This window comes from Streptomyces sp. NPDC034670 (assembly GCF_055574875.1).
Map to the genome: position 1 here is coordinate 129883 of NZ_JBVITR010000005.1, position 21052 is coordinate 150934.

A 21052-nucleotide genomic window follows, 5' to 3' on the forward strand; every position below is an offset into this window, starting at 1 on the left:
TCCTCGGACCTGAAATTCCCGTCACAATGCGTTTCCCCCGCCCTGAACTCACGTGCGGTGATGCCCGGTTGACGCTACGTTGCGTGAATACCGCGTCAATTCGGGCAATCGGCGGGTACGTTGCGCTTGGGGCTTACGCACCTGTTGGGACGTACGGCGTTTTACGCCTACGCCCGGGAGAAGCGCTTCAGGAGCACCGCCGACGCGACCGGGCGGGCGCCCGCGCGGGCCACTCCGTCGGCCACCTCGCGGTCGGTGGAGACGACGATGACGGGCCGGCCCGGCGGCTCGGCGCGCACCAGCTGGCGGATCAGCTCGTCGGCGGTGACGCCCGGCTTGGAGAACAGCACCCGCACCCCGCGCGGCGGCGCCAGCAGCACCGGCGCGGCCAGTTCGGCGCCGTCGAAGACGCACGTCACCTCGGCGCCGGTCTGGGCGGCGAGCTGGGCGAGCTGGCCCAGGAGCCGGAGCCGCTGCTTCTCCAGCGGCATCTGGGGATAGCCGGTCTTGGTGACGTTGTAGCCGTCGACGACGAGGTGCGCCTGCGGCAGCGCCAGCAGCTGGTCGAGGACGGCGGGGTCGTCCTCGGACAGCGCGCGGGCGGCGATGTCCTTCGGGGTCATGCGGCCGGGCTCGACGGCGTCCACGGTCTCGGCGGGCCGCACCGACACCGGGGGCAGCGCGAGCTCGCGCCGCAGCCCCTGGGCGGCGTCCAGCACGGTGTCCAGCAGCAGCCGCACCCGCATGTCCTCGGCGCTGCGGCCCTCCCGGGCCGCCCGGCGCGCCGCCTCCAGCGCGGCCTCGGTCTCCCCCAGCCGCGCCCTGAGCCGCCGGCTCTCGCTCTCGGCGGCCGACACCTGGGCCTGCCCCTCGGCGCGGACCGCCTCCGTCTCGGCCCGCAGCTTGCGCAGGGCGGCCTCGCCGCGCTTGACGTCGCTGAGCGCGGAGCGCAGCTTGCGGTGCAGGGACTCGGACTCCTTCCTCGCCGCCTCCAGCTCGGCGCGCAGCCGCTCGGTCTCGGACCGGGTGTGCTCGCGGGCCCGGGCGAGTTCGGCGCGCAGCCGCTCCAGCTCGGCCCGGGTCTCCTCGTCGGCGCGTTCGGCGTCGGCGCGCTGCGCCTCCTCGCCGGCGGCGGTCACCAGCTTCACCCAGCCGGGCGGGCGGAGCACGTAGGCCGCGGCCGCCACGTCGAGCGGGTCCGCGGCCGGGGGCGGGGTGCCGGAGTCGAGGGCGCCGGCCAGTTCCGGCTGGGCCTCTCTGAGCCGTTCCCCGATGCGCTGGCGGAACAGCGGGTCGCCCTCCAGCGCCGCGGCCATGGCGTTGCCCGCGAACTTGGCGCGGCGGCTGGGGGTGAACCGGGCGTACTGCCGCAGCTGGGCGGGCAGCTCGGTGACCGTCAGTCCGCCGAAACCGTCGGCGGCGATCTGGACGACCCGGCGGCGCACCCCGTCGGGCAGCGGGCGGTCGAGCACCTCGGCGGCGCCGTCCCGCGGCCCCCCGCCCGTGGTCTCCACCATCCGTCACACCCCCATGCCTGTGTGCGGCCCCTCGTGCGGGGTCGTCGTCAGCGGGGCCCGCCCCCGTTCAGGAGCCGGCACCCGGCCTGTCCACGAGTTCCACCCGGTCGACGGCGTTGCACCAGCGGCACCGCACCGATTCGATCGTCTCATCGAGCACCTCGCGCTCCTCGACCCTGGGCTCTCCCGCCAGGTCGAGGTGCACGTACTCGACGACCTTCGACGAGCGGGTCACGTCGAACCGCGTGAGGTTGCCGCAGAGGGTGCAGCGCCACCGCGTCGAGGCGGTCGGCAGGGGAACCGTCATCGTGGCTGTCCGCCTTCCTTCCAGTGTCCGTGACGCACCGGGCCCCCCGGTGCGTGTGGCTCGTAACCCTACGGCCTGGCGGGCGCCGGTCGTCCCGCCCGTTCACGGGGCGGCGAGGCGGACCGGGTGGTTGTGTCCGGTTACGTCATGCTCTGTGTCCATGAGGTCCAGGAGCCGCGACCGGAGCACGCCGGCCGCCGGGGCGGCGCGGGGCTCGCCGGCCCCGGTGACCCGCGCCCTCGTCGTCCTGTGCTGCCTGGTCTTCCTGATCGGGCCCGCCTCGGGCCTGAACCCGGTCCACGGCTCGGGGGAGGAACTGCTCGCGGCGCAGCGGGCCTATTTCCGGCGCTGGGGAGTGATCCCCGCGGAGCTGTCCGACGGATGGCCGGGAGCCGCCCTCACCCCGGCCACGGCGCTGTTCGTCCACGGCGGCTGGGTGCATCTGCTCGGCAACATGCTCTTCCTCCACGTCTTCGGGGCGATGACCGAGGCGCGGATGGGCCGCGTGCGGTTCACCGCGTGCTACGCGGGCTGCGGCTGCCTCGCCCTGCTGGGGTACGCCGCCGCCCACCCGGACTCCGGGCAGCCCCTGGTCGGGGCCTCCGGGGCGGTCTCGGCGGTCCTCGGCGCGTTCCTGTTCCTGTTCCCCCGGGCCCGGGTGACCAGTCTCCTGCCGTTCCTGTTCTTCCTTCCGGTGCGCCTCCCGGCGTGGGTGGTGCTGCCGTTCTGGGCGGCGCTGCAGTGGGCGGCGGCCGGGCGGGCCTCCGGCGGGCCGGGGGTGGCGTACCTGGCGCACCTGGTGGGGTTCGGGCTGGGCTTCGGCTACGCGTGGCTGCGTTTCGGGCGCACGGCCGCCGGGTCCCGCCGGGCGGCCGCCCCCGGGTCCCCGGCGGCGCGGACGCCTCCGGCGGACCGCGAGTAGGGTGAGAGCCCCAGCAGCGGCCCCCGAGGGAGAGAAAAAGCCGTGATCACCGCGATCGTCCTCATCAAGACCAGCGTGGACCGGATCCCCGAGATCGCGGAGCAGATCGCCGCGCTGGACAGTGTCAGCGAGGTCTTCTCCGTCACCGGCACCTACGACCTGATCGCCATGGTCCGGGTCAGGCAGCACGAGGACCTGGCGGAGGTCATCCCGGGCCGGATCAGCAAGATCCCCGGCGTGGAGGGGACCGACACGCACGTGGCGTTCCGCACGTACTCCCAGCACGACCTGGAGGCGGCGTTCGCCATCGGCCTGGACAGCTGAGCCGGCCCGGACAGCCGGGCGGCGAACGGGCCGCCGGGTCCCGCGGGGCGCGGCCGTCATGAAGGGTTCTTCGTCTTCGGCTCATCCGCGCCGCCCGGTTCCCCCCGCAGGATCGGGGCCATGGTCTTCTCTCGCCGGATGGCGGCCCCGGCGGCCGTCGTGCTGATCCCCCTGGGCGTGGCCGCCACGCCGACGCCACGGAGCGCGCCCTGCGGATGATCGTGCTCGGCGCCCGGCTGCCGACGCCCGCGGCGGCTCAGGCAAAGGGGGCGGGCGCGTCGGGCACGCACCGCCCGTCCACCGTGCGGTAGTCCCACCGCGCGCCGTCCCGCACGAGTTCCCGGACCGCGCGCACGAACCGTTCCACGTGCTCGTCCGGCGTGCCGGCGCCGAAGCTGACCCGGACGGCGCCGGGAGCCCCCTCCCCGGGCGCCGCCTGCGGGGCGCCGCACGCGCCCCGGTCCCGCGGGTCGCCGCCGAGCAGCCCGCGCACCAGCGGGTGGGCGCAGAACAGCCCGTCGCGCACGCCGATGCCGTACTCGGCGGACAGCGCGGCGGCGAGGCGGGAACCGCTCCAGCCCTCGACGACGAAGGAGAGCACGCCGACCCGCGGCGCGTCGTCCCCGAACAGGGACAGCAGCCGCGCCCCGGGCACGTCCGCGAGCCCGTCGCGCACCGTGCGGACGAGGTGCTCCTCGCGTTCCACCAGCGTCTCGAACCCCGCCTCGGTGAGGGCCCTGCAGGCCGAGGCGACGGCGTGGGCGCCGATGACGTTGGGCGAGCCGGCCTCGTGCCGGGCGGCGCCGTCGTGCCACTCCACGTCCACGGTCCCGTCCTCGCGCCGGACGACCCGGCGGCTGGCGCCGCCGCCCGCGAGGTAGGGCTCGGCCTCCCGCAGCCAGTCGGCGCGGCCGGCCAGGACCCCGGAGCCGAAGGGCGCGTACAGCTTGTGCCCGGAGAAGGCGACCCAGTCGACGTCCAGCTCGCGCACGCTCACCGGGCGGTGCGGGGCCAGCTGGGCGGCGTCCAGGACGATCCGGGCGCCGTGCGCGTGGGCGGCAGCGGCCAGCTCGCGCACCGGCCACAGCTCGCCGGTGACGTTGGAGGCGCCGGTGACGCAGACCAGGGCGGGGCCGCGGGTGCGGCGGCCGGCCAGGGCGCGCTCCAGGGTCTCGACGGCCTGCCGCGGGCTGCCCGGGGCGGCGAGGCAGGTGACGCGCGCGTTCCTCCCCCAGGGCAGCAGGGCGGCGTGGTGCTCGGTCTCGAAGACGAGGACCTCGCAGCCGTCCGGGAGGGCGGCGGCGAGCAGGTTGAGGGAGTCGGTGGTGGAGCGGGTGAAGACGACCTGGTCCCCGGTGCGGCAGCCGAGGAACCCGGCGACGGTCCGGCGGGCCGCCTCGAACAGGTCGGTGGAGAGCCGGGAGAGGTGCCCGGCGCCGCGGTGGACGCTGCCGTAGTAGGGCGCGTAGGCCGCCACGTCGTCCCACACGCGCTGGAGGACGGGCGCGCTGGCGGCGTAGTCGAGGGCGGCGTAGGTGACCTCGCCCCCGGTGACGAGGGGGACGGTGACGTCCCGGCCCAGGACGGGCAGCGGGGCACGGACGGACCGGTCGGCGGCGGCGGTGGGGACGGACACGGCGAAGCTCCCGTGGGGCAGGCGGAATCCCCGCGCGAGCGGACGGCGCTCGAGCGCGGGAGGAGAGGGGGAAGGGGTGTGCGGAGGCGGGGCCCGGCGGCCCTGGGGCCCTTCGTCCGGATCGGGCCGGATCAGGGAGCGGGATCCGGTGCCGCACCCCGCGAGCCCGGCCCGATCCGGACGAAGGGCCCTAGCGCATTCGCTTGCTCACGGAAGGCTCCTCGACGACCAGGACCCCTGGTGTGCGAGGGGCCCGCGCTTGCCGTGAGCCCTGCTGCTCACGGCCCGGTCCTCACCCGGGGCACCCCGCCACGGACGGAGGGTTGCCGGACAGCCGGCCGGGGCCTCATGGCTGTCGCTCGTGACCTGGAGGGGAAAGTACGGGAAGCGGCCGGCGTCCCGCAACCCGGTTCCGGATCGCGGGACGCCGGCCGGGCGGGCGCTACGCGTTGCTGGCGGCGACCCAGCGCTCCAGGACCCGCTTGGCGGCCCCGGAGTCGAGGGACTCGGCGGCCCGGTCCATGCCGGCCCGGATCTGCTCCGTGAGGGTGCCGCCGCCCGGTTCCAGCGCCACCAGCGCCGCCGCGGAGTTCAGCAGCACCGCGTCCCGCACCGGGCCCCGCTCGCCGTCCAGCACCCTGCGGGCGACCTCGGCGTTGTACGAGGCGTCGGCGCCCCGCAGCGCCTCGACCGGCACCGGTTCGATGCCGACGTCCCGCGGGTCGAAGGCCTCCTCGGTCACCTCGCCGTCCCGGACCACCCACACCCGGGAGGTGCCGGTGGTGGTCAGCTCGTCCAGGCCGTCGTCCCCGCGGAACACCAGCGAGGAGTGCCCGCGTCCGGCGAAGACACCCGCCATGATCGGGGCCATCCGGGGGTCGGCGACCCCGACCGCCTGGGCCCTGACCCGCGCCGGGTTGGCCAGCGGGCCGAGGAAGTTGAACACCGTGCGGACGCCGAGCTGCCCGCGGGCGGCGGCCACGTGGCGCAGCGCCGGATGGAACTTCACCGCGAAGCAGAAGGTGATCCCGGCCTCCTCGGCGACCTCGGCCACCCGCTGCGGGGACAGCTCCAGATTGACGCCCAGCTTCTCCAGGACGTCGGAGGCGCCGGACGCGGAGGATGCGGCCCGGTTGCCGTGCTTGACGACCTTCGCTCCGGTGCCGGCCACGACGATCGAGGACATCGTGGAGATGTTCACCGTCTTGGCGCCGTCCCCGCCGGTGCCGACGATGTCGACCGTCGCCCCGGGCACCTCGATCACCTTGGCGTGGTCGTACATCGCCCGCACGCAGCCGGTGATCTCCTCCACCGTCTCGCCCTTGGCCCGCAGGGACACCGCGAAGCCGGCGATCTGCGCGTCGGTCGCCTCGCCGCGCATGATGAGGTCCATCGCCCAGGCGGTGTCGTCGGCGGACAGGTCCCGGCCGTCCAGCAGGCCGTTCAGCAGGGCGGGCCAGGAGCGGCCCGCCGCGGTGTCGCCTCCAGCGGGGGTCACAGCGCTCATCAGCCGCTCCTGATCGTCGTAAGGGACTTCTCCGCAACCACCCTATCCAGCCCCGGGCAGGTCGAAGGGCCCCGTCCGAACACCGGACGGGGCCCTTCGACCGTGGCGTGGCGAGTGCAGCGATCAGTGGTGGCCGTGGCCGCTCGTGATCTCCTTGTACTCCTCGACGGTGGGCTTCTGGATCTGGGACCCCTCGCCGTAGTACGCCTCGCTGAGCTTGGCGCGCAGCTTCTCGGAGCCCTTCACCTTGCGCTTGACGCCGTTCTCGTCGACCTCCGGGCCGAGCTCGACCGGCTTGTACTGCTCGTGCGCCGTGAGGGTGTACATCTGCTCCTGGCTGAGCGGCTCGTGCACCTCGACGAACTCACCGTGCGGCAGGCGCTTGATGATGCCCGCCTCGCGGCCGTGCAGCACCTTCTCCTTGTCCCGGCGCTGCAGGCCGAGGCAGATCCGCTTGGTGATGATGAACGCGACGACCGGTCCGGCGAAGAAGCCGATGCGGACGAACCAGGTGACCGCGTTGATCGAGAGGTTGAAGTGCGTGGCGACGATGTCGTTGCCACCGCCGACCAGCATGATCATGTAGGCCGTGATCCAGGCGACACCGAAGGCCGTGCGGGTCGGGGCGTTGCGCGGGCGGTCCAGGATGTGGTGCTCGCGCTTGTCCCCGGTGATCCAGGACTCGATGAACGGGTAGACCGCGATGATCGCGAGGAAGAGGCCGAACAGCACCAGCGGGATGAAGACGCCCAGGACCAGGGTGTGGCCCCAGAAGTTGATCTCCCAGCCGGGCATGGCGCGGACCAGGCCCTCGGCGAAGCCCATGTACCAGTCGGGCTGGGCGCCCGTGGAGACCATGTCCGGACGGTACGGCCCCAGGTTCCAGATCGCGTTGATGGTCACCGTGCCGGCGATCAGCGTGATGAAGCCGAAGACCAGGAAGAAGAAGCCTCCCGCCTTGGCCATGTAGACCGGCAGCAGCGGCATGCCGACGACGTTCTTGTTGGTCCGTCCGGCACCCGCGAACTGCGTGTGCTTGTGGTAGAAGACCAGGATCAGGTGGGCGACCACCAGACCCAGCATGATGCCCGGCAGCAGCAGGATGTGGATCGAGTAGAACCGCGCCACGAAGTCGGTGCCGGGGAACTCCCCGCCGAACAGGAACATCGAGATGTACGTGCCGACGATCGGCACGGACAGGATCGCGCCCTGGGTGAAGCGGACACCGGTGCCGGAGAGCAGGTCGTCCGGGAGCGAGTAGCCGGTGAAACCGGTGAACATGCCGAGGACGAACAGCAGGAAGCCGAACAGCCAGTTGATCTCGCGCGGCTTGCGGAACGCGCCGGTGAAGAAGACGCGCATCATGTGCACGAACATGCCGGCCAGGAAGATGACCGCGGCCCAGTGGTGGATCTGCCGGATGAGCAGACCACCGCGCACGTCGAAGCTGATGTCCAGGGTGGAGGCGTACGCCTCCGACATCAGCTGCCCCTGCATCGGGACGTAGCTGCCGTGGTACACCACCTCGTTCATCGACGGGTGGAAGAACAGCGTCAGGTACACACCCGTGAGGATGATGATGATGAAGCTGTAGAGGCAGATCTCACCCAGCATGAAGGACCAGTGGTCCGGGAAGATCTTGCGCATGTTGGCCTTGGCCAGGGAGTAGATCCCGAGCCGGCCGTCGGCCCAGTCGGCGACGCGTTCGCCGGCCGGGGCCTTCCCGCGAGAGCGGGACTCGGCGCTGGTGTTGGTACTCATCCGCGCTCCCAGAAAGCAGGACCGACGGGCTCGGGGAAGTCGCCGAGCGCTTCGAGGTAGCCCTCGTCGTTCACGCCGATGCGCAGCTGCGGCAGCGGGTGACCGGCGGGACCGAAGATGACCTTGGCACCGTCGGAGAGGTCGAAGGTGGACTGGTGACAGGGGCACAGGGCGTGGTGCGTCTGCTGCTCGTACAGGGAGACCGGGCAACCGACGTGGGTGCAGATCTTCGAGTACGCGAGGATGCCCTCGTGCGACCACTCGAGCGCGCGCTTGTCCTTGATGTCGTCCGGCTGGATACGGACGATCATCAGGGCTGCCTTGGCGATCTCGTTGTTGAAGCCGTGATCGTGCTCGTCCAGGCCCTCGGGCTTGGCGAACGTGAGCGAGCCGGTGACGATGTCGGAGGGACGCATCGGCTCGTTGGTGTTCTGGTTGATGAGGAGCTTGCCCCTCTCCCAGGCGGTGTGGCGCAGCTTCTCCTCGGGCAGCGGGCCGAGGTCGCGCAGCAGCACGACGCCGGACAGCGGCACCAGGGTGAGCGCGCCGAACATGGTGTTGCGGATCAGCTTGCGACGGCCGATCGCCGACTCCTTGGCACCCTGCCGGAAGTCGTCCATGACCTTGGAGCGGACCTCCGGCGGCGCCTCGATCGGGTGCCGCTCGTCGGTCAGTTCCTCGTCGGACATCAGGGTGCGGGCCCAGTGGACCGCACCCGCGCCGATGGTGAACAGCGCGACGCCGAGCGTCACGCCGAGCGCCAGGTTCAGGGCGCTGATGTGGCCCAGCGGGAAGATGTAGACGATCTTCTCGACCGGGATCGCCACGAACGCGACGATGAAGCCGATGGTGGCCAGCATCGACACCGTGAACAGCAGGGCGACCGTGCGCTCGGAGCGCTTGGCGGCCCGCTCGTCGATGTCCTGGATGCGGTGCTCGTGGGGCGGCAGCCCCGGGTCGGCGAACGGGTGCTTCTCGTCCGCGACGCCCAGCGCGCCGTGGGCGGTTTCCTGCCCCGCGGGCAGCTTCTCTTCGGGAATGTCCTGGCTACTCATGACTTCTTGGCCTTTGCGGTCCGGGCGGCGACCCACACAGCGACGAGGATCATTCCGCCGAGACCGAAGATCCAGCCGAACAGGCCCTCGCTGACCGGGCCCAGCCCGCCCAGCGACAGGCCGCCCGGGCTCTCGGTCTCGTCGGTGCTGACCTCGCCCAGGTACGCGATGATGTCCTTCTTGTTCTGCTCCGTCAGCACGCTGTCGGGGAAGGAGGGCATGTTCTGCGGGCCGGTGAGCATGGCCTCGTAGATGTGCTTCGGTTCCACGTCGTCGAGGCTCGGCGCGTACTTGCCGTGCGTCAGCGCGCCACCCCGGCCGGTGAAGTTGTGGCACTGGGCGCAGTTGTTGCGGAACAGCTCACCGCCCTTGGCGATGTCGGCGCCCTCGGGGCCGTACTGCTCCTCGGTCGGGATGGCGGGGCCGGCGCCCAGCGAGGCGACGTAGGCCGCCAGCTGGTCGATCTCGGCCTGGGTGTAGACCGCCTTCTTGTCCGGGAGCTGCGCCGCCTGCGAGGTGTGGGCCGGCATGCGGCCGGTGCCCACCTGGAAGTCCACGGCTGCGGCGCCGACGCCCACCAGGCTCGGACCGTCGGAGGTGCCCTGACCGCCGGTGCCGTGGCAGCTGGCGCAGCCGACGGTGTAGAGCTTCTTGCCCTCCTCGATGGTGAGGGACTGGGCGGTTGCGTCGGCCTGCGCCTTGTCCGCGGGTGCGAACACGGCGTACAGCCCCCCGGTGCATGCCAGCGCGAGGAGTAGGACGACGAGCGCCGCCAGCGGGTGGCGTCGTCGTGCGGAGAGCTTTTTCACGGATTACCCCGGTGTCAGGATCTTCTGCGTCGATGCTTCTGGTTGGTGCGCCGCTTCGGCGCGCGCGGATGTGGGCCCGGCTACTTGATCATGTAGATCGTGGCGAAGAGGCCGATCCAGACGACATCGACGAAATGCCAGTAGTAGGACACGACGATGGCCGCGGTCGCCTGTTCGTGGGTGAACCTCCGGGCTGCGTAGGTCCGGCCCAGGACCAGCAGGAAGGCGATGAGACCGCCCAGCACGTGCAGGCCGTGGAAGCCGGTGGTCAGGTAGAACACCGAGCCGTACGGGTCGGAGGAGATGGAGAGCCCCTCGTGCTTGACCAGCTCGGTGTACTCGAGGACCTGACCGCCGATGAAGACCGAGCCCATGATGAAGGTGACGACGAACCACATCCGGAGCTTCTTCACGTCACCGCGCTCGGCGGCGAACACGCCGAGCTGGCAGGTGAGGGAGGAGAGCACCAGGATCGTGGTGTTCGTCGCCGCGAACGGGAAGTTCAGGGCGTCGGCCTTCTCCGACCAGAAGTCGGGTCCGGTCACCGATCGCAGGGTGAAGTACATCGCGAAGAGGGCCGCGAAGAACATCAGCTCGGAACTCAGCCAGATGATGGTTCCGACGCTGGTGAGGTTCGGTCGGTTGACCGAGGGGTGCGCGTGCCCGGTATCTACTGTCGTTGCTGTCGCCACGCCGACATTATGTCGGTCGCTTATCCCGCCCTCACTCCGGGGGGTGCCGTTCGGTGTGTTCGCCCCTCCTGTACTGCCCGGATGGCCCATCGGACGGCCGGTCGAAGACGCGTCCGATCCGGTGTTGACAGGCGGCCGGAAGGGGTAGCATCCGCGCCATCGGGGCCCGCAGTCCCCGACGATGCCGTGCCCTCTCTCGACGCGTGGAGGAACAATGCAGGCGACCGCCACGGTGCTGGTCTACAGCGACGACGCCCACACCCGGGAGCAGGTGCGGCTCGCCACCGGCCGGCGGCCGGCCCCGGACGTGCCCCCCGTGGAACTCGTGGAGTGCGCGACCGTCCCGGCCGTGCTCAAGGAGCTGGACAAGGGCGGCATCGACGTCTGCGTCCTGGACGGCGAGGCCGTGCCCATGGGCGGCATGGGGGTGTGCCGCCAGATCAAGGACGAGGTCTTCGACTGCCCGCCGGTGCTGCTGCTGATCGGGCGGCCCCAGGACGCCTGGCTGGCCACCTGGAGCCGTGCGGAGGCGGCTGTGACGCTGCCGGTGGAGCCGGTGGAGTTCGCCTCGGCCCTCGCCTCCCTGCTGCGGCGCAGGAGCGCCCTGGGCGTCTGAGGCCCCGCCCCGCGGGGAACCCGGTCCGGCACGCCCGGGCCGCGTCCTCACGCCGGCTGGGGGCGCAGCCGCGCCCTCTCCCCGGTGCGGGGGTCGGTCCGGGCGTCGTCCGTCAGCGCGCTGCCCTCGCGCCACTTCTGCCAGGTGACGTTCCAGTCGCCGAAGCCGTTGCCGAAGGACTCCATGGCGTCGCCCTGCGAGTTCACCACCTCGACGAGGTCGCCCTCGCGGACGGTGTCGAAGAACCACCGGGCGTTCTCGGTGCTCATGCCGACGCAGCCGTGGCTGACGTTGGCGTGGCCCTGGGAGCCGACGGACCACGGGGCGGCGTGCACGTACTCGCCGCTCCAGGTCACCCGGGTGGCGAACTCGACGTCCAGGTCGTACGACTCGGCCGACCCCTCGGCTATGCCGACGGTGCTGCTGCGCATGCGTACGAAGCGTTCCTTGCCGAGCACGACCTTGACGCCGTTGCGGGTCTCGAAGCCGGGCTTGCCGGTGGTGATGGGGATCTGCTTGATCTCCTCACCGTTCCTGTGGACCGTCATCCGGTGCGTCGCGGCGTCGGCGACGGCTATGAGCCGGTCGCCGGTGCGGATCGTCAGGGGCGCGGACGGGGCTCCCCGGAGCCGCTCGTTGACCTTGACGCCCTCCAGGGCGCTGCGCACCAGGACGGTGGCGTGGGCCGGCCAGTAGTCCGTCGGGCGGTAGTGCAGCTTCCTGTCGTCCACCCAGTGCCAGGAGCCGGTCACCGCGGGGGTGGAGTCCACCTTCAGGGCGCGTTCCACGACGGCGCGCTGGGCCCGGTCCGCGACCGGCGCGCTCAGCTCGGCGGTGACGGGCTGCCCGACGCCGTAGGTGCCGGTCGCCGGTCCGAAGGCGACGGTCAGGTTCTGGGCGGTGGCGGGCTTTTTGGTGGTGAAGGACAGGACCCTGCGGCCCGGCCTGCCGTCCTCGTCCTCGGTGCTCACGCGGACCGTGTAGGAGGTGTCGGCGGCGAGCTGCGAGGTGCTGTGCCAGCGGCTGCCGTCGGCGGCGAGTTCGCCGACCACGTGGCGGCCCGCCGCGTCCACGGCGACGACGTCCGTGATGCGTCCGCCGGAGTCCTCGGCGACGATCTCCAGGGGCTGGTCGGGGTCGGCGGCCTTTCCCTCCTCGACGGATCCGCTGAAGGAGATCTGCTCCGCCGCGTCGTACGGCTCGGCGGACAGCGGGTCGCCGTCGGCGCCGCACCCGGTGAGGCCCGCGCCGAGGACGAGCGCCAGCAGCGTACAGCCGGCGACGGCGCGGCTCCGGCCGGCTCCCCCGCCGCGGAAGGACTCTGTCTGTCTCATGTCCTCACGCTAGGAAACCGCGTCGGCTCCGGCGCACCGGACGGCCCGAACGGGTGATGTCCGGTGCGGCAGCAGAGGGGCCCGGACGCTCCTCGCGGAGTGTCCGGGCCCCTGAGTGCCGTGCGGCGTGTTACTGGGTGCGGTTCTCACCGCGGTAGTACTCGAAGACCCAGCCCCAGATGCTGGCCAGGATCACCGGCATCGCGAAGTACATCAGCCACCAGCCGACGGCGACGGACAGGAAGACGAGCGCACCGCCGATGCCCAGGAAGAGCGGCTGCCAGCTGTGCGGGCTGAAGAACCCGACCTCGCCGGCGTCGTCCGCGACGTCCGCCTCCTTGTTGTCCTGCGCGCCCACGTCCACCCGCTTGGCCGTGAAGCCCAGGTAGAAGCCGACCATGATGGCCAGGCCGAAGGCCAGGAAGAGAGCGGTGGCACCGACCGGCTCCTTCGCCCACAGGCCGTAGACCACGGCCATGATGAGCAGGAAGAGGCTCAGCCACATGAACATCTTGCCCTGGATCTTCACTTGCCCGCCTCCTTGCCACCGGCGAGGGCCTTCTCACCCTGATCGGCGTTCTCGAGCTGGTCGAGCGCGGTGATCTCCGGGTGGTGCAGGTCGAACGCCGGGGATTCGCTGCGGATCCGCGGCAGGGTGAGGAAGTTGTGCCGCGGGGGCGGGCAGGAGGTCGCCCACTCCAGCGAGCGGCCGTAGCCCCAGGGGTCGTCGACCTCGACCTTCTTGCCGTACTTGGCCGTCTTCCAGACGTTGTAGAAGAACGGCAGCAGCGACAGGCCGAGCAGGAACGAGGCGATCGTGGAGACCGTGTTCAGGGCGGTGAAGCCGTCGGCCGCCAGGTAGTCCGAGTACCGGCGCGGCATGCCCTCGGCGCCCAGCCAGTGCTGCACCAGGAACGTGCCGTGGAAGCCGATGAACAGCGTCCAGAAGGTGATCTTGCCCAGGCGCTCGTCGAGCATCTTGCCGGTGAACTTCGGCCACCAGAAGTGGAAGCCGGCGAACATCGCGAACACCACGGTGCCGAACACCACGTAGTGGAAGTGCGCCACCACGAAGTACGAGTCGGTGACGTGGAAGTCCAGCGGCGGCGAGGCCAGGATGACACCGGTCAGACCACCGAAGGTGAAGGTGATCAGGAAGCCCAGCGCCCACAGCATCGGCGTCTCGAAGGAGAGGCTGCCCTTCCACATGGTGCCGATCCAGTTGAAGAACTTCACACCGGTCGGGACCGCGATGAGGAAGGTCATGAAGGAGAAGAACGGCAGCAGCACCCCGCCGGTGGCGTACATGTGGTGCGCCCACACCGTCACCGACAGGCCCGCGATCGCGATCGTCGCGCCGATCAGGCCCATGTAGCCGAACATCGGCTTGCGGGAGAAGACCGGGACGATCTCGCTGATGATGCCGAAGAACGGCAGCGCGATGATGTAGACCTCGGGGTGGCCGAAGAACCAGAACAGGTGCTGCCACAGCAGCGCCCCGCCGTTGGTGGGGTCGAAGATGTGGGCACCGAACTTGCGGTCGTACTCCAGCGCGAACAGCGCCGCCGCCAGCACCGGGAAGGCCAGCAGGACCAGCACACCGGTCAGCAGCACGTTCCAGGTGAAGATCGGCATGCGGAACATCGTCATGCCGGGCGCGCGCATGCAGATGATCGTGGTGATGAAGTTGACCGAGCCCAGGATGGTGCCGAAGCCCTGGAAGGCCAGACCCATGATCCACATGTCGGAGCCGGCGCCCGGCGAGCGGATCGCGTCCGACAGCGGGGCGTAACCGGTCCAGCCGAAGCTGGCGGCGCCGTCCGGGGTGAGGAAGCCGGCGAGCGCGATCAGCGAGCCGAACAGGTAGAGCCAGTAGGCGAACATGTTCAGCCGGGGGAACGCCACGTCGGGCGCGCCGATCTGCAGCGGCATGAGCCAGTTGGCGAAACCGGCGAACAGCGGCGTCGCGAACATCAGCAGCATCACGGTGCCGTGCATCGTGAACGCCTGGTTGAACTGCTCGTTCGACATGATCTGCAGGCCCGGCCGGGCCAGCTCGGCGCGCATCACCAGCGCCATCACGCCGCCGATGCAGAAGAACACGAACGAGCTGGCCAGGTACAGCGTGCCGATCGTCTTGTGGTCCGTGGTCGTCAGCCACTTGACCACGACGCTGCCACGGTTCTGGCGCCGGACCGGCAGCTCGTCCTCGTAGTGGGACCCTGCTGCCGCGGCACCCTGGGGTTGGTTGAGGATGCTCACAGGATGTTCGACTCCCGGTTCTTCTCGTGCTCGCCCTGCGAGATGCCCGCGGGCACGTAACCGGTCTGCCCCTTCTTCACGAGGTCCTTCAGGTGCTGCTCGTAACGCTCGGGGGAGACGATCTTGACGTTGAACAGCATTCGGGCGTGGTCCACGCCGCACAGCTCGGCGCACTTGCCGAGGTAGGTGCCCTCCCGGTCGGGAGTGACCTCGAAGGCGTTGGTGTGGCCCGGGATGACGTCCTGCTTCATCAGGAACGGCACCACCCAGAAGGAGTGGATGACGTCGCGCGAGGTCAGCACGAAGCGGACCCGCTTGCCCTCGGGCAGCCACAGGGTGGGGCCCGGGTTGTTGGTCTGCGGGTTCCGGGTGCCGGGGACACCGCAGTCGTGGACACCGCCGGCGTCGGCCGGGAAGGCGTCCTTGTAACGGGTCGGGATCGCGTCGAGCTCCTTGGACGTCTTGGCGTCGCCCGTGGAACCGTCGACGTTCTCGACGTAGTTGAAGCACCAGCTCCACTGGAACCCGACCACGTTGACCGTGACGTCGGGCTGCTTCTCGAGCTTCAGCAGCTCGGATTCGTCGCGGGCGGTGAAGTAGAAGAACACCGAGACGATGAGGAGGGGGACGATCGTGTACAGCGCCTCGATGGGCATGTTGTACCGGGTCTGCGGAGGAACCTCGACCTTGGTGCGGCTGCGCCGGTGGAAGAAAGCACTCCACAGGATCAGACCCCACACCAGCGCGCCCACGGCGAGCGCGGCGGCCCAGGACCCCTGCCACAGGGAGAGGATCCGCGGAGCCTCTTCCGTGATGGGGGTGGGCATGCCAAGGCGGGGGAAGTCCTCCCATGTGCAACCGGTGGCGGTTGCCAGGACCAGGCCCGCGGTCAGTGCCTGCAGCAGCTTCCGCCGCATCGGGCGCCGCGGCGAGCGGTCGGAGCCGTTGGGACTCACGTAGCGCCTTCCCGAGAGTCTCGCCCGCGCTGTACGGCTGCGGCCTGGCCTTCTCGCTGGTCGGTCGCCGCCCTGCGTCGGGCAGGGGTTTGGATGTTTATGCGGACCAAACCCTAGCCGACGCCCTTCGGGGGGTCGCGGGGAGGGTGGCATACGCGCCGCGGGTCACTCGTGCGAGGTGGGAGGGGGCGCCCAAGAGCCCGGCGGCGTCCACCGCGTGACGCGGCGGACGGCCCGGCGCCCGCCGGGCGGTTCCCCGCGCCCCCGGTCCGCCGGGGCACGCCTTAACGTTGCCGCATGGCCTACTTCGACGCCGCCTCCGCCGCTCCCCTCCACCCCGTCGCCCGGCAGGCCCTGTTGGCTTCGCTGGACGAGGGGTGGGCCGACCCCGCGCGCCTGTACCGGGAGGGGCGGCGCGCCCGGATGCTGCTGGACGCGGCGCGCGAGGCGGCGGCGGAGGCGGTGGGGTGCCGTCCGGACGAGCTGGTGTTCACCTCCTCCGGCACCCGGGCGGTGCACTCCGGCATCGCGGGGGCGCTGGCCGGGCGGCGGCGCGTCGGGCGTCACCTGATCGTGTCGGCGGTCGAACACTCTTCGGTGCTCCATTCGGCGGAAGTTCACCGGGCCGACGGCGGATCGGTCACCGAGGTGGCGGTGGACCGCACGGGAGCCGCGTCCCCCTCCTCCTACGCCGAGGCCCTGCGGCCGGACACCGCGCTCGCCTGTCTGCAGTCGGCCAACCACGAGGTGGGGACCGCGCAGCCGGTGGCCGAGGTGGCCGGGGTCTGCCGGGCGGCGGGGGTGCCGCTGCTGGTGGACGCGGCCCAGTCGCTGGGCTGGGGACCGGTGGAGGGCGACTGGTCGCTGCTGACGGCGAGCGCCCACAAGTGGGGCGGGCCGTCGGGGGTCGGGCTGCTCGTCGTGCGCAAGGGGGTGCGGTTCGCGCCCCAGGGGCCGGTGGACGAACGGGAGTCGGGACGGGCGGCCGGGTTCGAGAACCTCCCGGCGATCGTGGCCGCGGCGGCGTCGCTGCGGGCGGTGCGGGCCGAAGCGGCCGAGGAGGCGGCGCGGCTGCGGGAACTGACGGAGCGGGTCCGCGCGCGGGTGCCCCGGCTGGTGCCGGACGCGGAGGTGGTCGGCGATCCGCAGCGGCGGCTGCCGGGGGTCGTCACCTTCTCCTGCCTCTACGTCGACGGGGAGACGCTGCTGCACGAGCTGGACCGCGCCGGCTTCTCCGTCTCCTCCGGCTCGTCCTGCACCAGCAGCACGCTGACGCCCAGCCACGTGCTGCGGGCGATGGGGGTGCTGAGCGAGGGCAACGTCCGCGTCTCGCTGCCGCCGGGGGCGGCGGAGGAGGACGTCGAGCGGTTCCTGTCCGTCCTGCCCGGGGTGGTGGCGGGGGTGCGGGAGAAGCTGGGCGCGCCGCCGCCCGCCGCCGGGGCCGCCGCGGTGGACGACCGGGGCGGCGCCCTGGTCGTGGACGCGGTGGGGCGGCGCTGCCCGATCCCGGTGATCGAGCTGGCCAAGGTGATCGGGGAGGTGCCGGTGGGCGGCACGGTGCGGGTCCTCGCGGACGACGAGGCGGCCCGGCTGGACATCCCGGCGTGGTGCGAGATGCGCGGGCAGGAGTACGTGGGTGAGGAGCCGGCGGACCGCGGCTCGGCCTACGTGGTCCGCCGGGTCTCCTGAACCCTCCGGTCAGGCCAGGTGCTCCTGCACCTCGGCCGCGGCCTCGTCGCCGTAGGCCTTGGTGAAGCGCTCCATGAAGTGGGCGCGGCGCAGCCGGTACTCCTGGGTGCCGACGGTCTCGATGACCAGCGTGGCGAGCATGCAGCCGACCTGTGCGGCGCGCTCCAGGCAGACGCCCCAGGCGAGGCCCGACAGGAAGCCGGCCCGGAAGGCGTCGCCGACGCCGGTCGGGTCGGCCTTGAGCTCCTCCTCGGGGCAGCCGACCTCGATCGGGTCCTCGCCGGCGCGCTCGATGCGCACGCCGCGCGAGCCGAGGGTGGTGACGCGGTGGCCGACCCGGGCGAGGATCTCGGCGTCGGTCCAGCCGGTCTTGGTCTCGATGAGCCCCTTCTCGTACTCGTTGGAGAAGAGGTAGGTCGACCCGTCCAGCAGGATCCGGATCTCCTCGCCGTCCATCCGGGCGATCTGCTGGGAGAAGTCGGCGGCGAACGGGATGTTCCGGGCGCGGCACTCCTCGGTGTGCCGGAGCATCGCCTCCGGGTCGTCGGCCCCGATGGAGACCAGGTCGAGGCCGCCCACGCGGTCGGCGACGGTCTTCAGCTCGATCAGGCGGGCCTCGCTCATCGCGCCCGTGTAGAAGGAGCCGATCTGGTTGTGGTCGGCGTCCGTGGTGCACACGAAGCGGGCGGTGTGCAGGGTCTCGGAGATGCGGACGGACTCGGTGTCGACGCCGTGCCGGTCCAGCCAGGCCCGGTACTCGTCGAAGTCGAAGCCGGCGGCGCCGACCAGGATCGGCCGGGTGCCGAGCTGGCCCATCCCGAAGGCGATGTTCGCGCCGACCCCTCCCCGGCGCACGTCGAGGTTGTCGACCAGGAAGGACAGCGAGACCGTGTGCAGCTGGTCCGCGACGAACTGGTCGGCGAAGCGCCCGGGGAAGGTCATGAGGTGGTCGGTGGCGATGGAGCCGGTGACTGCGATGCGCACGGCGTGGATTCTCCTGGGGGAGGCGGACTGACACTTCACGCTACCGGGTGGGGGCCACCCGCAGAAGCGGGGAAAACTACCCGATAGTAGATCTTTCTTCACGACTCCGGGCGTGCGTACGGTGCCGGCATGACGAACCTCAGGGGCCACGCCCCCTCCCCGGCCGACCTCGAAGGCGACCTGGCGTCGCTGCGCGGCGACTGCGCCCGGATGGCTCCCCACTGGACGGTCCCGGACCGGGGCGCCGCCCGGCCCGTCCCCCCGTCCCTGATCCACGGCGTGACCGTGCCGCCGGCGTCGGCCCGGCTCCTGGACGCGATGTCGGAGTACGGCGACTGAGGCACACGGGGCCGGGCCGCCCCGGAACCGCCGCGACCGCGACGGTGGTCCCGGGGAACCGTGCGCTCCCCCGCTGCGTCCCATCGCTGTCCCCCATGAGGGGGATGCGGGATACGACCCACCAGCGGTCCCGGTCCGACCGGGCAGGGTCTTGCGGGACCGCTGTGCAGCCGAAGGAGCGATGCGGTGGACACCGAGCGACCCGACCACGACGACGACGCCGAGGCGCGGACCGCCCCTGGCAGCGCGCGCGACACCGGGGGCGCTCCGGGCGGCGACGAGGCGAGGAGCACTCCCCGGCAGCGGCCCCGCCCGGAACGGCGGACCCCCGCGTCCTCCGGCGCCGGCACCGGGGAGCCATCGGACACCGGGGAGCCATCGGACGCGGAGTCCGCGGAGACCTCGGCGGAGGGGACCCCGGACACCGGGGCCGCGGACGACGAGGCCCCGGACACCGGGACCGGCGGTGACGCCGCCGGCCCCGGGGACGCCGGGAACACCGCCGGCCCGGAGGACGCCGGGAACGCCGAGGACGCCGGGGACGCCGCAGCGGCCACGGGCGCCCCGGGCACCGGGACGAGCACCGGCGCCGCCGAGGACCGGGACACCCCGACCGGCACCGGCACCGCGGGAGACCCGGACGCCGAGGCGGCCACCGGCGCCGGCGGGGACCGGAAGACCCCGACCGGCACCGGTACCGCGGGGGACTCGGACGCCGAGGCGGCCACCGGCGCCGGCGGGGACCGGGACGCCGGGACCGGCGGCGCCGGGGACCGGGACGCCCCGCCGTCGCGCCGGCGGAGGTCGCCCGCGCTGGTCGCCGCCGTCGCCGCCGTCCTGCTCGTCGGCGGGGGCGGGGCCTACCTCGCCTCGGGCGCCTTCGGCGGTTCCGGCGGCGGTACGGCGCCGGGGGCCGACGGGGACGCCACTCCCCCGCCCCTCGCGCTCGACCGCCTCCCCGAGGGCGACGGCGCGGGGATCGCCCCCGGCGAGCCCAACCCCTACGGCGTCACCTACCGCGCCGGCGGCGCCCTCCCGGACGGACCCGGCTCGGCGCCGGTGTACCGCGCCCGCGGCGAGGTCACGCGGGAGCAGGTCGCCGGGCTGGCGAGGGCGCTCGGGGTCGACGGGAAGCCGGTGGCGGAGGGGGAGAGCTGGCGGATCGGCGGGAAGGACGGTTCCGGGCCCGCCCTGCGGGTGGACCGGGCCGCCCCCGGCTCCTGGACCTTCCACCGGTACGCCCCGGGCACCGACGACTGCAAGGGCGAGGTGTGCGGGGCGCCCTCCGGCGACGCCCCGGTGGTCAGCGAGGAGGCCGCGCGGAAGGCCGCCGCGCCGGTGCTGAAGGCGGTGGGCCAGGACGACGCGAAGCTCGACGCGCGCCAGGTCCTGGGCGGCTCCCGGGTGGTCAACGCCGATCCCGGGATCGGCGGGCTGCCGACGCACGGCTGGACGACCGGGGTGGTCGTCGGCGCCGGGGGCGAGGTCGTCGGCGGCAGCGGCCGGCTCGCGGCGCCGGTGAAGGGCGACACCTACCCGGTGGTGGACGCCGAGAAGGCGCTGGAGCTGATGAACGCGGCCCCGGGCGCCGGCCACCGCGCGGGCGTCGGCGGCTGCGCCACCCCCGTCCCGCTGGAGGAGGGGGACGGGCAGGAGCCGTGCGGTGACGCGGCCACCCCGCCGGAGAAGGACACGCTGACCGTGGAGGGGGCGGTGTTCGGGCTGGCCGCGCACGCCGTGGACGGACAGCAGGCCCTCGTGCCGTCCTGGCTGTTCGAGGTGCGGCCGGCGGGCGCGGAGGACACCCTGACGGTGACCCACCCGGCGGTGGACCCGGAGTACCTGGCCCCGCGGTCCGGGCAGACCGGCCCGCGGCCGACCGGACCGGGGGACGAGCCGACGTCGGCGCCGTCCGCCCGGGACGTCGAGGTGCAGGGCTACACCGCCGAGGGCAGGGAGCTGACCGTGACCTTCACGGGCGGGGTGTGCGCCGACTACGAGGCGAGGGCGAGCGAGAAGGACGGCCGGGTGACGGTCGCCGTCACGGAGACGCCCTGGCGGGACAAGGTGTGCATCCTGATCGCCAAGGAGTACCGGCTGACGGTGCGGCTCGACCGGCCCCTCGGCGACCGCGAGGTCGTCGGCACGGACGGCGAGCCGGTGCCGTTGCGGAAGGACGGCGCCCGGCTGCCGTCGCCGCCGTCGCGCTAGGGGTGCTGTCCCGGGAACGCCCGAAGGCGGGGGGGCCCTCGTAGGGGGACAGGCGCCCCGGGGGTTGTTGGTGTGTGGGGCGGGGCAGGGGCAACGCGCCGATTTAGGAGGCGCAGCAAACGCAATAACAC

At 72.3% G+C, this 21052-nt stretch carries 19 protein-coding genes and 1 riboswitch; of the genes, 6 read left to right on the forward strand and 13 right to left on the reverse strand.

The features are described from left to right. Window positions 1–167 precede the first annotated feature (167 nt). The gene (locus tag ACZ56B_RS05635; protein ID WP_468786581.1) at window positions 168–1517 is read right to left on the reverse strand and encodes an NYN domain-containing protein; all 1350 of its coding nucleotides are present in this window, start codon (window positions 1515–1517) and stop codon (window positions 168–170) included. Between the two features lie 67 nt (window positions 1518–1584). Beyond that, window positions 1585–1824: a hypothetical protein gene (locus tag ACZ56B_RS05640; protein ID WP_468786583.1), complete on the reverse strand. Its 240-nt coding sequence runs from the start codon at window positions 1822–1824 to the stop codon at window positions 1585–1587. 160 nt (window positions 1825–1984) lie between these two features. On the opposite strand from ACZ56B_RS05640, the gene ACZ56B_RS05645 reads away from it, so the two are divergent. Beyond that, window positions 1985–2746 carry a rhomboid family intramembrane serine protease gene (locus tag ACZ56B_RS05645; RefSeq protein WP_468786585.1) on the forward strand — a complete coding sequence of 254 codons (762 nt, stop codon included), beginning with the start codon at window positions 1985–1987 and terminating at the stop codon, window positions 2744–2746. Between the two features lie 42 nt (window positions 2747–2788). Continuing rightward, window positions 2789–3070: an Lrp/AsnC family transcriptional regulator gene (locus ACZ56B_RS05650; protein WP_159531942.1), complete on the forward strand. Its 282-nt coding sequence runs from the start codon at window positions 2789–2791 to the stop codon at window positions 3068–3070. 256 nt (window positions 3071–3326) lie between these two features. Here ACZ56B_RS05650 and ACZ56B_RS05655 read toward each other — a convergent pair whose 3' ends face one another. The 6 genes from ACZ56B_RS05655 to ctaE form a co-directional block, all read right to left on the reverse strand. Continuing rightward, complete coding sequence (locus ACZ56B_RS05655) at window positions 3327–4706, reverse strand: aminotransferase class V-fold PLP-dependent enzyme (RefSeq protein WP_468786587.1); 1380 nt, start codon at window positions 4704–4706, stop codon at window positions 3327–3329. Between the two features lie 250 nt (window positions 4707–4956). Beyond that, a riboswitch (SAM riboswitch) is annotated at window positions 4957–5073 on the reverse strand. A 75-nt stretch (window positions 5074–5148) separates the two neighbouring features. Next, window positions 5149–6213, reverse strand: a complete 1065-nt coding sequence (trpD, locus tag ACZ56B_RS05660) for an anthranilate phosphoribosyltransferase (protein ID WP_468786589.1) — start codon at window positions 6211–6213, stop codon at window positions 5149–5151. A 123-nt stretch (window positions 6214–6336) separates the two neighbouring features. Then, window positions 6337–7974 carry a cytochrome bc1 complex cytochrome b subunit gene (gene qcrB / locus ACZ56B_RS05665; RefSeq protein WP_468786591.1) on the reverse strand — a complete coding sequence of 546 codons (1638 nt, stop codon included), beginning with the start codon at window positions 7972–7974 and terminating at the stop codon, window positions 6337–6339. Continuing rightward, on the reverse strand, window positions 7971–9029 hold the full coding sequence (gene qcrA, locus ACZ56B_RS05670) for a cytochrome bc1 complex Rieske iron-sulfur subunit (RefSeq protein WP_468786593.1): 1059 nt from the start codon (window positions 9027–9029) through the stop codon (window positions 7971–7973). Before qcrA ends, qcrB begins: the two co-directional genes overlap by 4 nt. Further along, on the reverse strand, window positions 9026–9838 hold the full coding sequence (gene qcrC, locus ACZ56B_RS05675) for a cytochrome bc1 complex diheme cytochrome c subunit (protein WP_468786595.1): 813 nt from the start codon (window positions 9836–9838) through the stop codon (window positions 9026–9028). Before qcrC ends, qcrA begins: the two co-directional genes overlap by 4 nt. 80 nt (window positions 9839–9918) lie before the next feature. Then, window positions 9919–10530 (reverse strand): aa3-type cytochrome oxidase subunit III, encoded by a 612-nt coding sequence (gene ctaE, locus ACZ56B_RS05680; RefSeq protein WP_468786597.1) that lies wholly within the window; start codon window positions 10528–10530, stop codon window positions 9919–9921. A gap of 214 nt (window positions 10531–10744) precedes the next feature. Here ctaE and ACZ56B_RS05685 point away from each other — a divergent pair, with 214 nt between their 5' ends. After that, a complete protein-coding gene (locus tag ACZ56B_RS05685) occupies window positions 10745–11146 on the forward strand; it encodes a response regulator (RefSeq protein ID WP_468786599.1) in 402 nt (133 codons plus the stop codon). A 47-nt stretch (window positions 11147–11193) separates the two neighbouring features. Here ACZ56B_RS05685 and ACZ56B_RS05690 read toward each other — a convergent pair whose 3' ends face one another. The 4 genes from ACZ56B_RS05690 to ctaC form a co-directional block, all read right to left on the reverse strand. Then, window positions 11194–12480 (reverse strand): L,D-transpeptidase, encoded by a 1287-nt coding sequence (locus tag ACZ56B_RS05690; RefSeq protein ID WP_468786601.1) that lies wholly within the window; start codon window positions 12478–12480, stop codon window positions 11194–11196. 130 nt (window positions 12481–12610) lie between these two features. After that, on the reverse strand, window positions 12611–13009 hold the full coding sequence (locus ACZ56B_RS05695) for a cytochrome c oxidase subunit 4 (RefSeq protein ID WP_468786603.1): 399 nt from the start codon (window positions 13007–13009) through the stop codon (window positions 12611–12613). Further along, window positions 13006–14742 (reverse strand): aa3-type cytochrome oxidase subunit I, encoded by a 1737-nt coding sequence (gene ctaD / locus ACZ56B_RS05700; protein ID WP_468786605.1) that lies wholly within the window; start codon window positions 14740–14742, stop codon window positions 13006–13008. The genes ACZ56B_RS05695 and ctaD overlap by 4 nt, the downstream gene beginning before the upstream one ends. Next, on the reverse strand, window positions 14739–15698 hold the full coding sequence (gene ctaC / locus ACZ56B_RS05705) for an aa3-type cytochrome oxidase subunit II (protein WP_468786607.1): 960 nt from the start codon (window positions 15696–15698) through the stop codon (window positions 14739–14741). Before ctaC ends, ctaD begins: the two co-directional genes overlap by 4 nt. 297 nt (window positions 15699–15995) lie before the next feature. Between ctaC and ACZ56B_RS05710 the strand changes: the two genes are divergently transcribed. Further along, entirely contained in the window at window positions 15996–17387 is a 1392-nt protein-coding gene (locus ACZ56B_RS05710; RefSeq protein ID WP_468786609.1) for an aminotransferase class V-fold PLP-dependent enzyme, read from the forward strand. A 9-nt stretch (window positions 17388–17396) separates the two neighbouring features. Here ACZ56B_RS05710 and ACZ56B_RS05715 read toward each other — a convergent pair whose 3' ends face one another. Further along, window positions 17397–18371, reverse strand: coding sequence for a carbohydrate kinase family protein (locus ACZ56B_RS05715; protein WP_468786611.1), 975 nt, complete (start codon window positions 18369–18371; stop codon window positions 17397–17399). Window positions 18372–18500: 129 nt separating this feature from the next. Between ACZ56B_RS05715 and ACZ56B_RS05720 the strand changes: the two genes are divergently transcribed. Together ACZ56B_RS05720 and ACZ56B_RS05725 are read left to right on the forward strand one after the other, a co-directional pair. Next, window positions 18501–18710, forward strand: coding sequence for a hypothetical protein (locus ACZ56B_RS05720; RefSeq protein ID WP_468786613.1), 210 nt, complete (start codon window positions 18501–18503; stop codon window positions 18708–18710). Window positions 18711–18896: 186 nt separating this feature from the next. Continuing rightward, on the forward strand, window positions 18897–20921 hold the full coding sequence (locus ACZ56B_RS05725; protein ID WP_468786615.1) for a hypothetical protein: 2025 nt from the start codon (window positions 18897–18899) through the stop codon (window positions 20919–20921). Window positions 20922–21052 lie beyond the last annotated feature (131 nt).

Bases quoted from the DNA above. Each gene is read 5' to 3' on its own strand.
- ACZ56B_RS05635 (WP_468786581.1), bottom strand. From the start codon at position 1,517: ATGGTGGAGACCACGGGCGGGGGGCCGCGGGACGGCGCCGCCGAGGTG.
- ACZ56B_RS05640 (WP_468786583.1), bottom strand. From the start codon at position 1,824: ATGACGGTTCCCCTGCCGACCGCCTCGACGCGGTGGCGCTGCACCCTC.
- ACZ56B_RS05645 (WP_468786585.1), top strand. From the start codon at position 1,985: ATGAGGTCCAGGAGCCGCGACCGGAGCACGCCGGCCGCCGGGGCGGCG.
- trpD (WP_468786589.1), bottom strand. From the start codon at position 6,213: ATGAGCGCTGTGACCCCCGCTGGAGGCGACACCGCGGCGGGCCGCTCC.
- qcrB (WP_468786591.1), bottom strand. From the start codon at position 7,974: ATGAGTACCAACACCAGCGCCGAGTCCCGCTCTCGCGGGAAGGCCCCG.
- qcrA (WP_468786593.1), bottom strand. From the start codon at position 9,029: ATGAGTAGCCAGGACATTCCCGAAGAGAAGCTGCCCGCGGGGCAGGAA.
- ACZ56B_RS05685 (WP_468786599.1), top strand. From the start codon at position 10,745: ATGCAGGCGACCGCCACGGTGCTGGTCTACAGCGACGACGCCCACACC.
- ACZ56B_RS05690 (WP_468786601.1), bottom strand. From the start codon at position 12,480: ATGAGACAGACAGAGTCCTTCCGCGGCGGGGGAGCCGGCCGGAGCCGC.
- ACZ56B_RS05710 (WP_468786609.1), top strand. From the start codon at position 15,996: ATGGCCTACTTCGACGCCGCCTCCGCCGCTCCCCTCCACCCCGTCGCC.
- ACZ56B_RS05720 (WP_468786613.1), top strand. From the start codon at position 18,501: ATGACGAACCTCAGGGGCCACGCCCCCTCCCCGGCCGACCTCGAAGGC.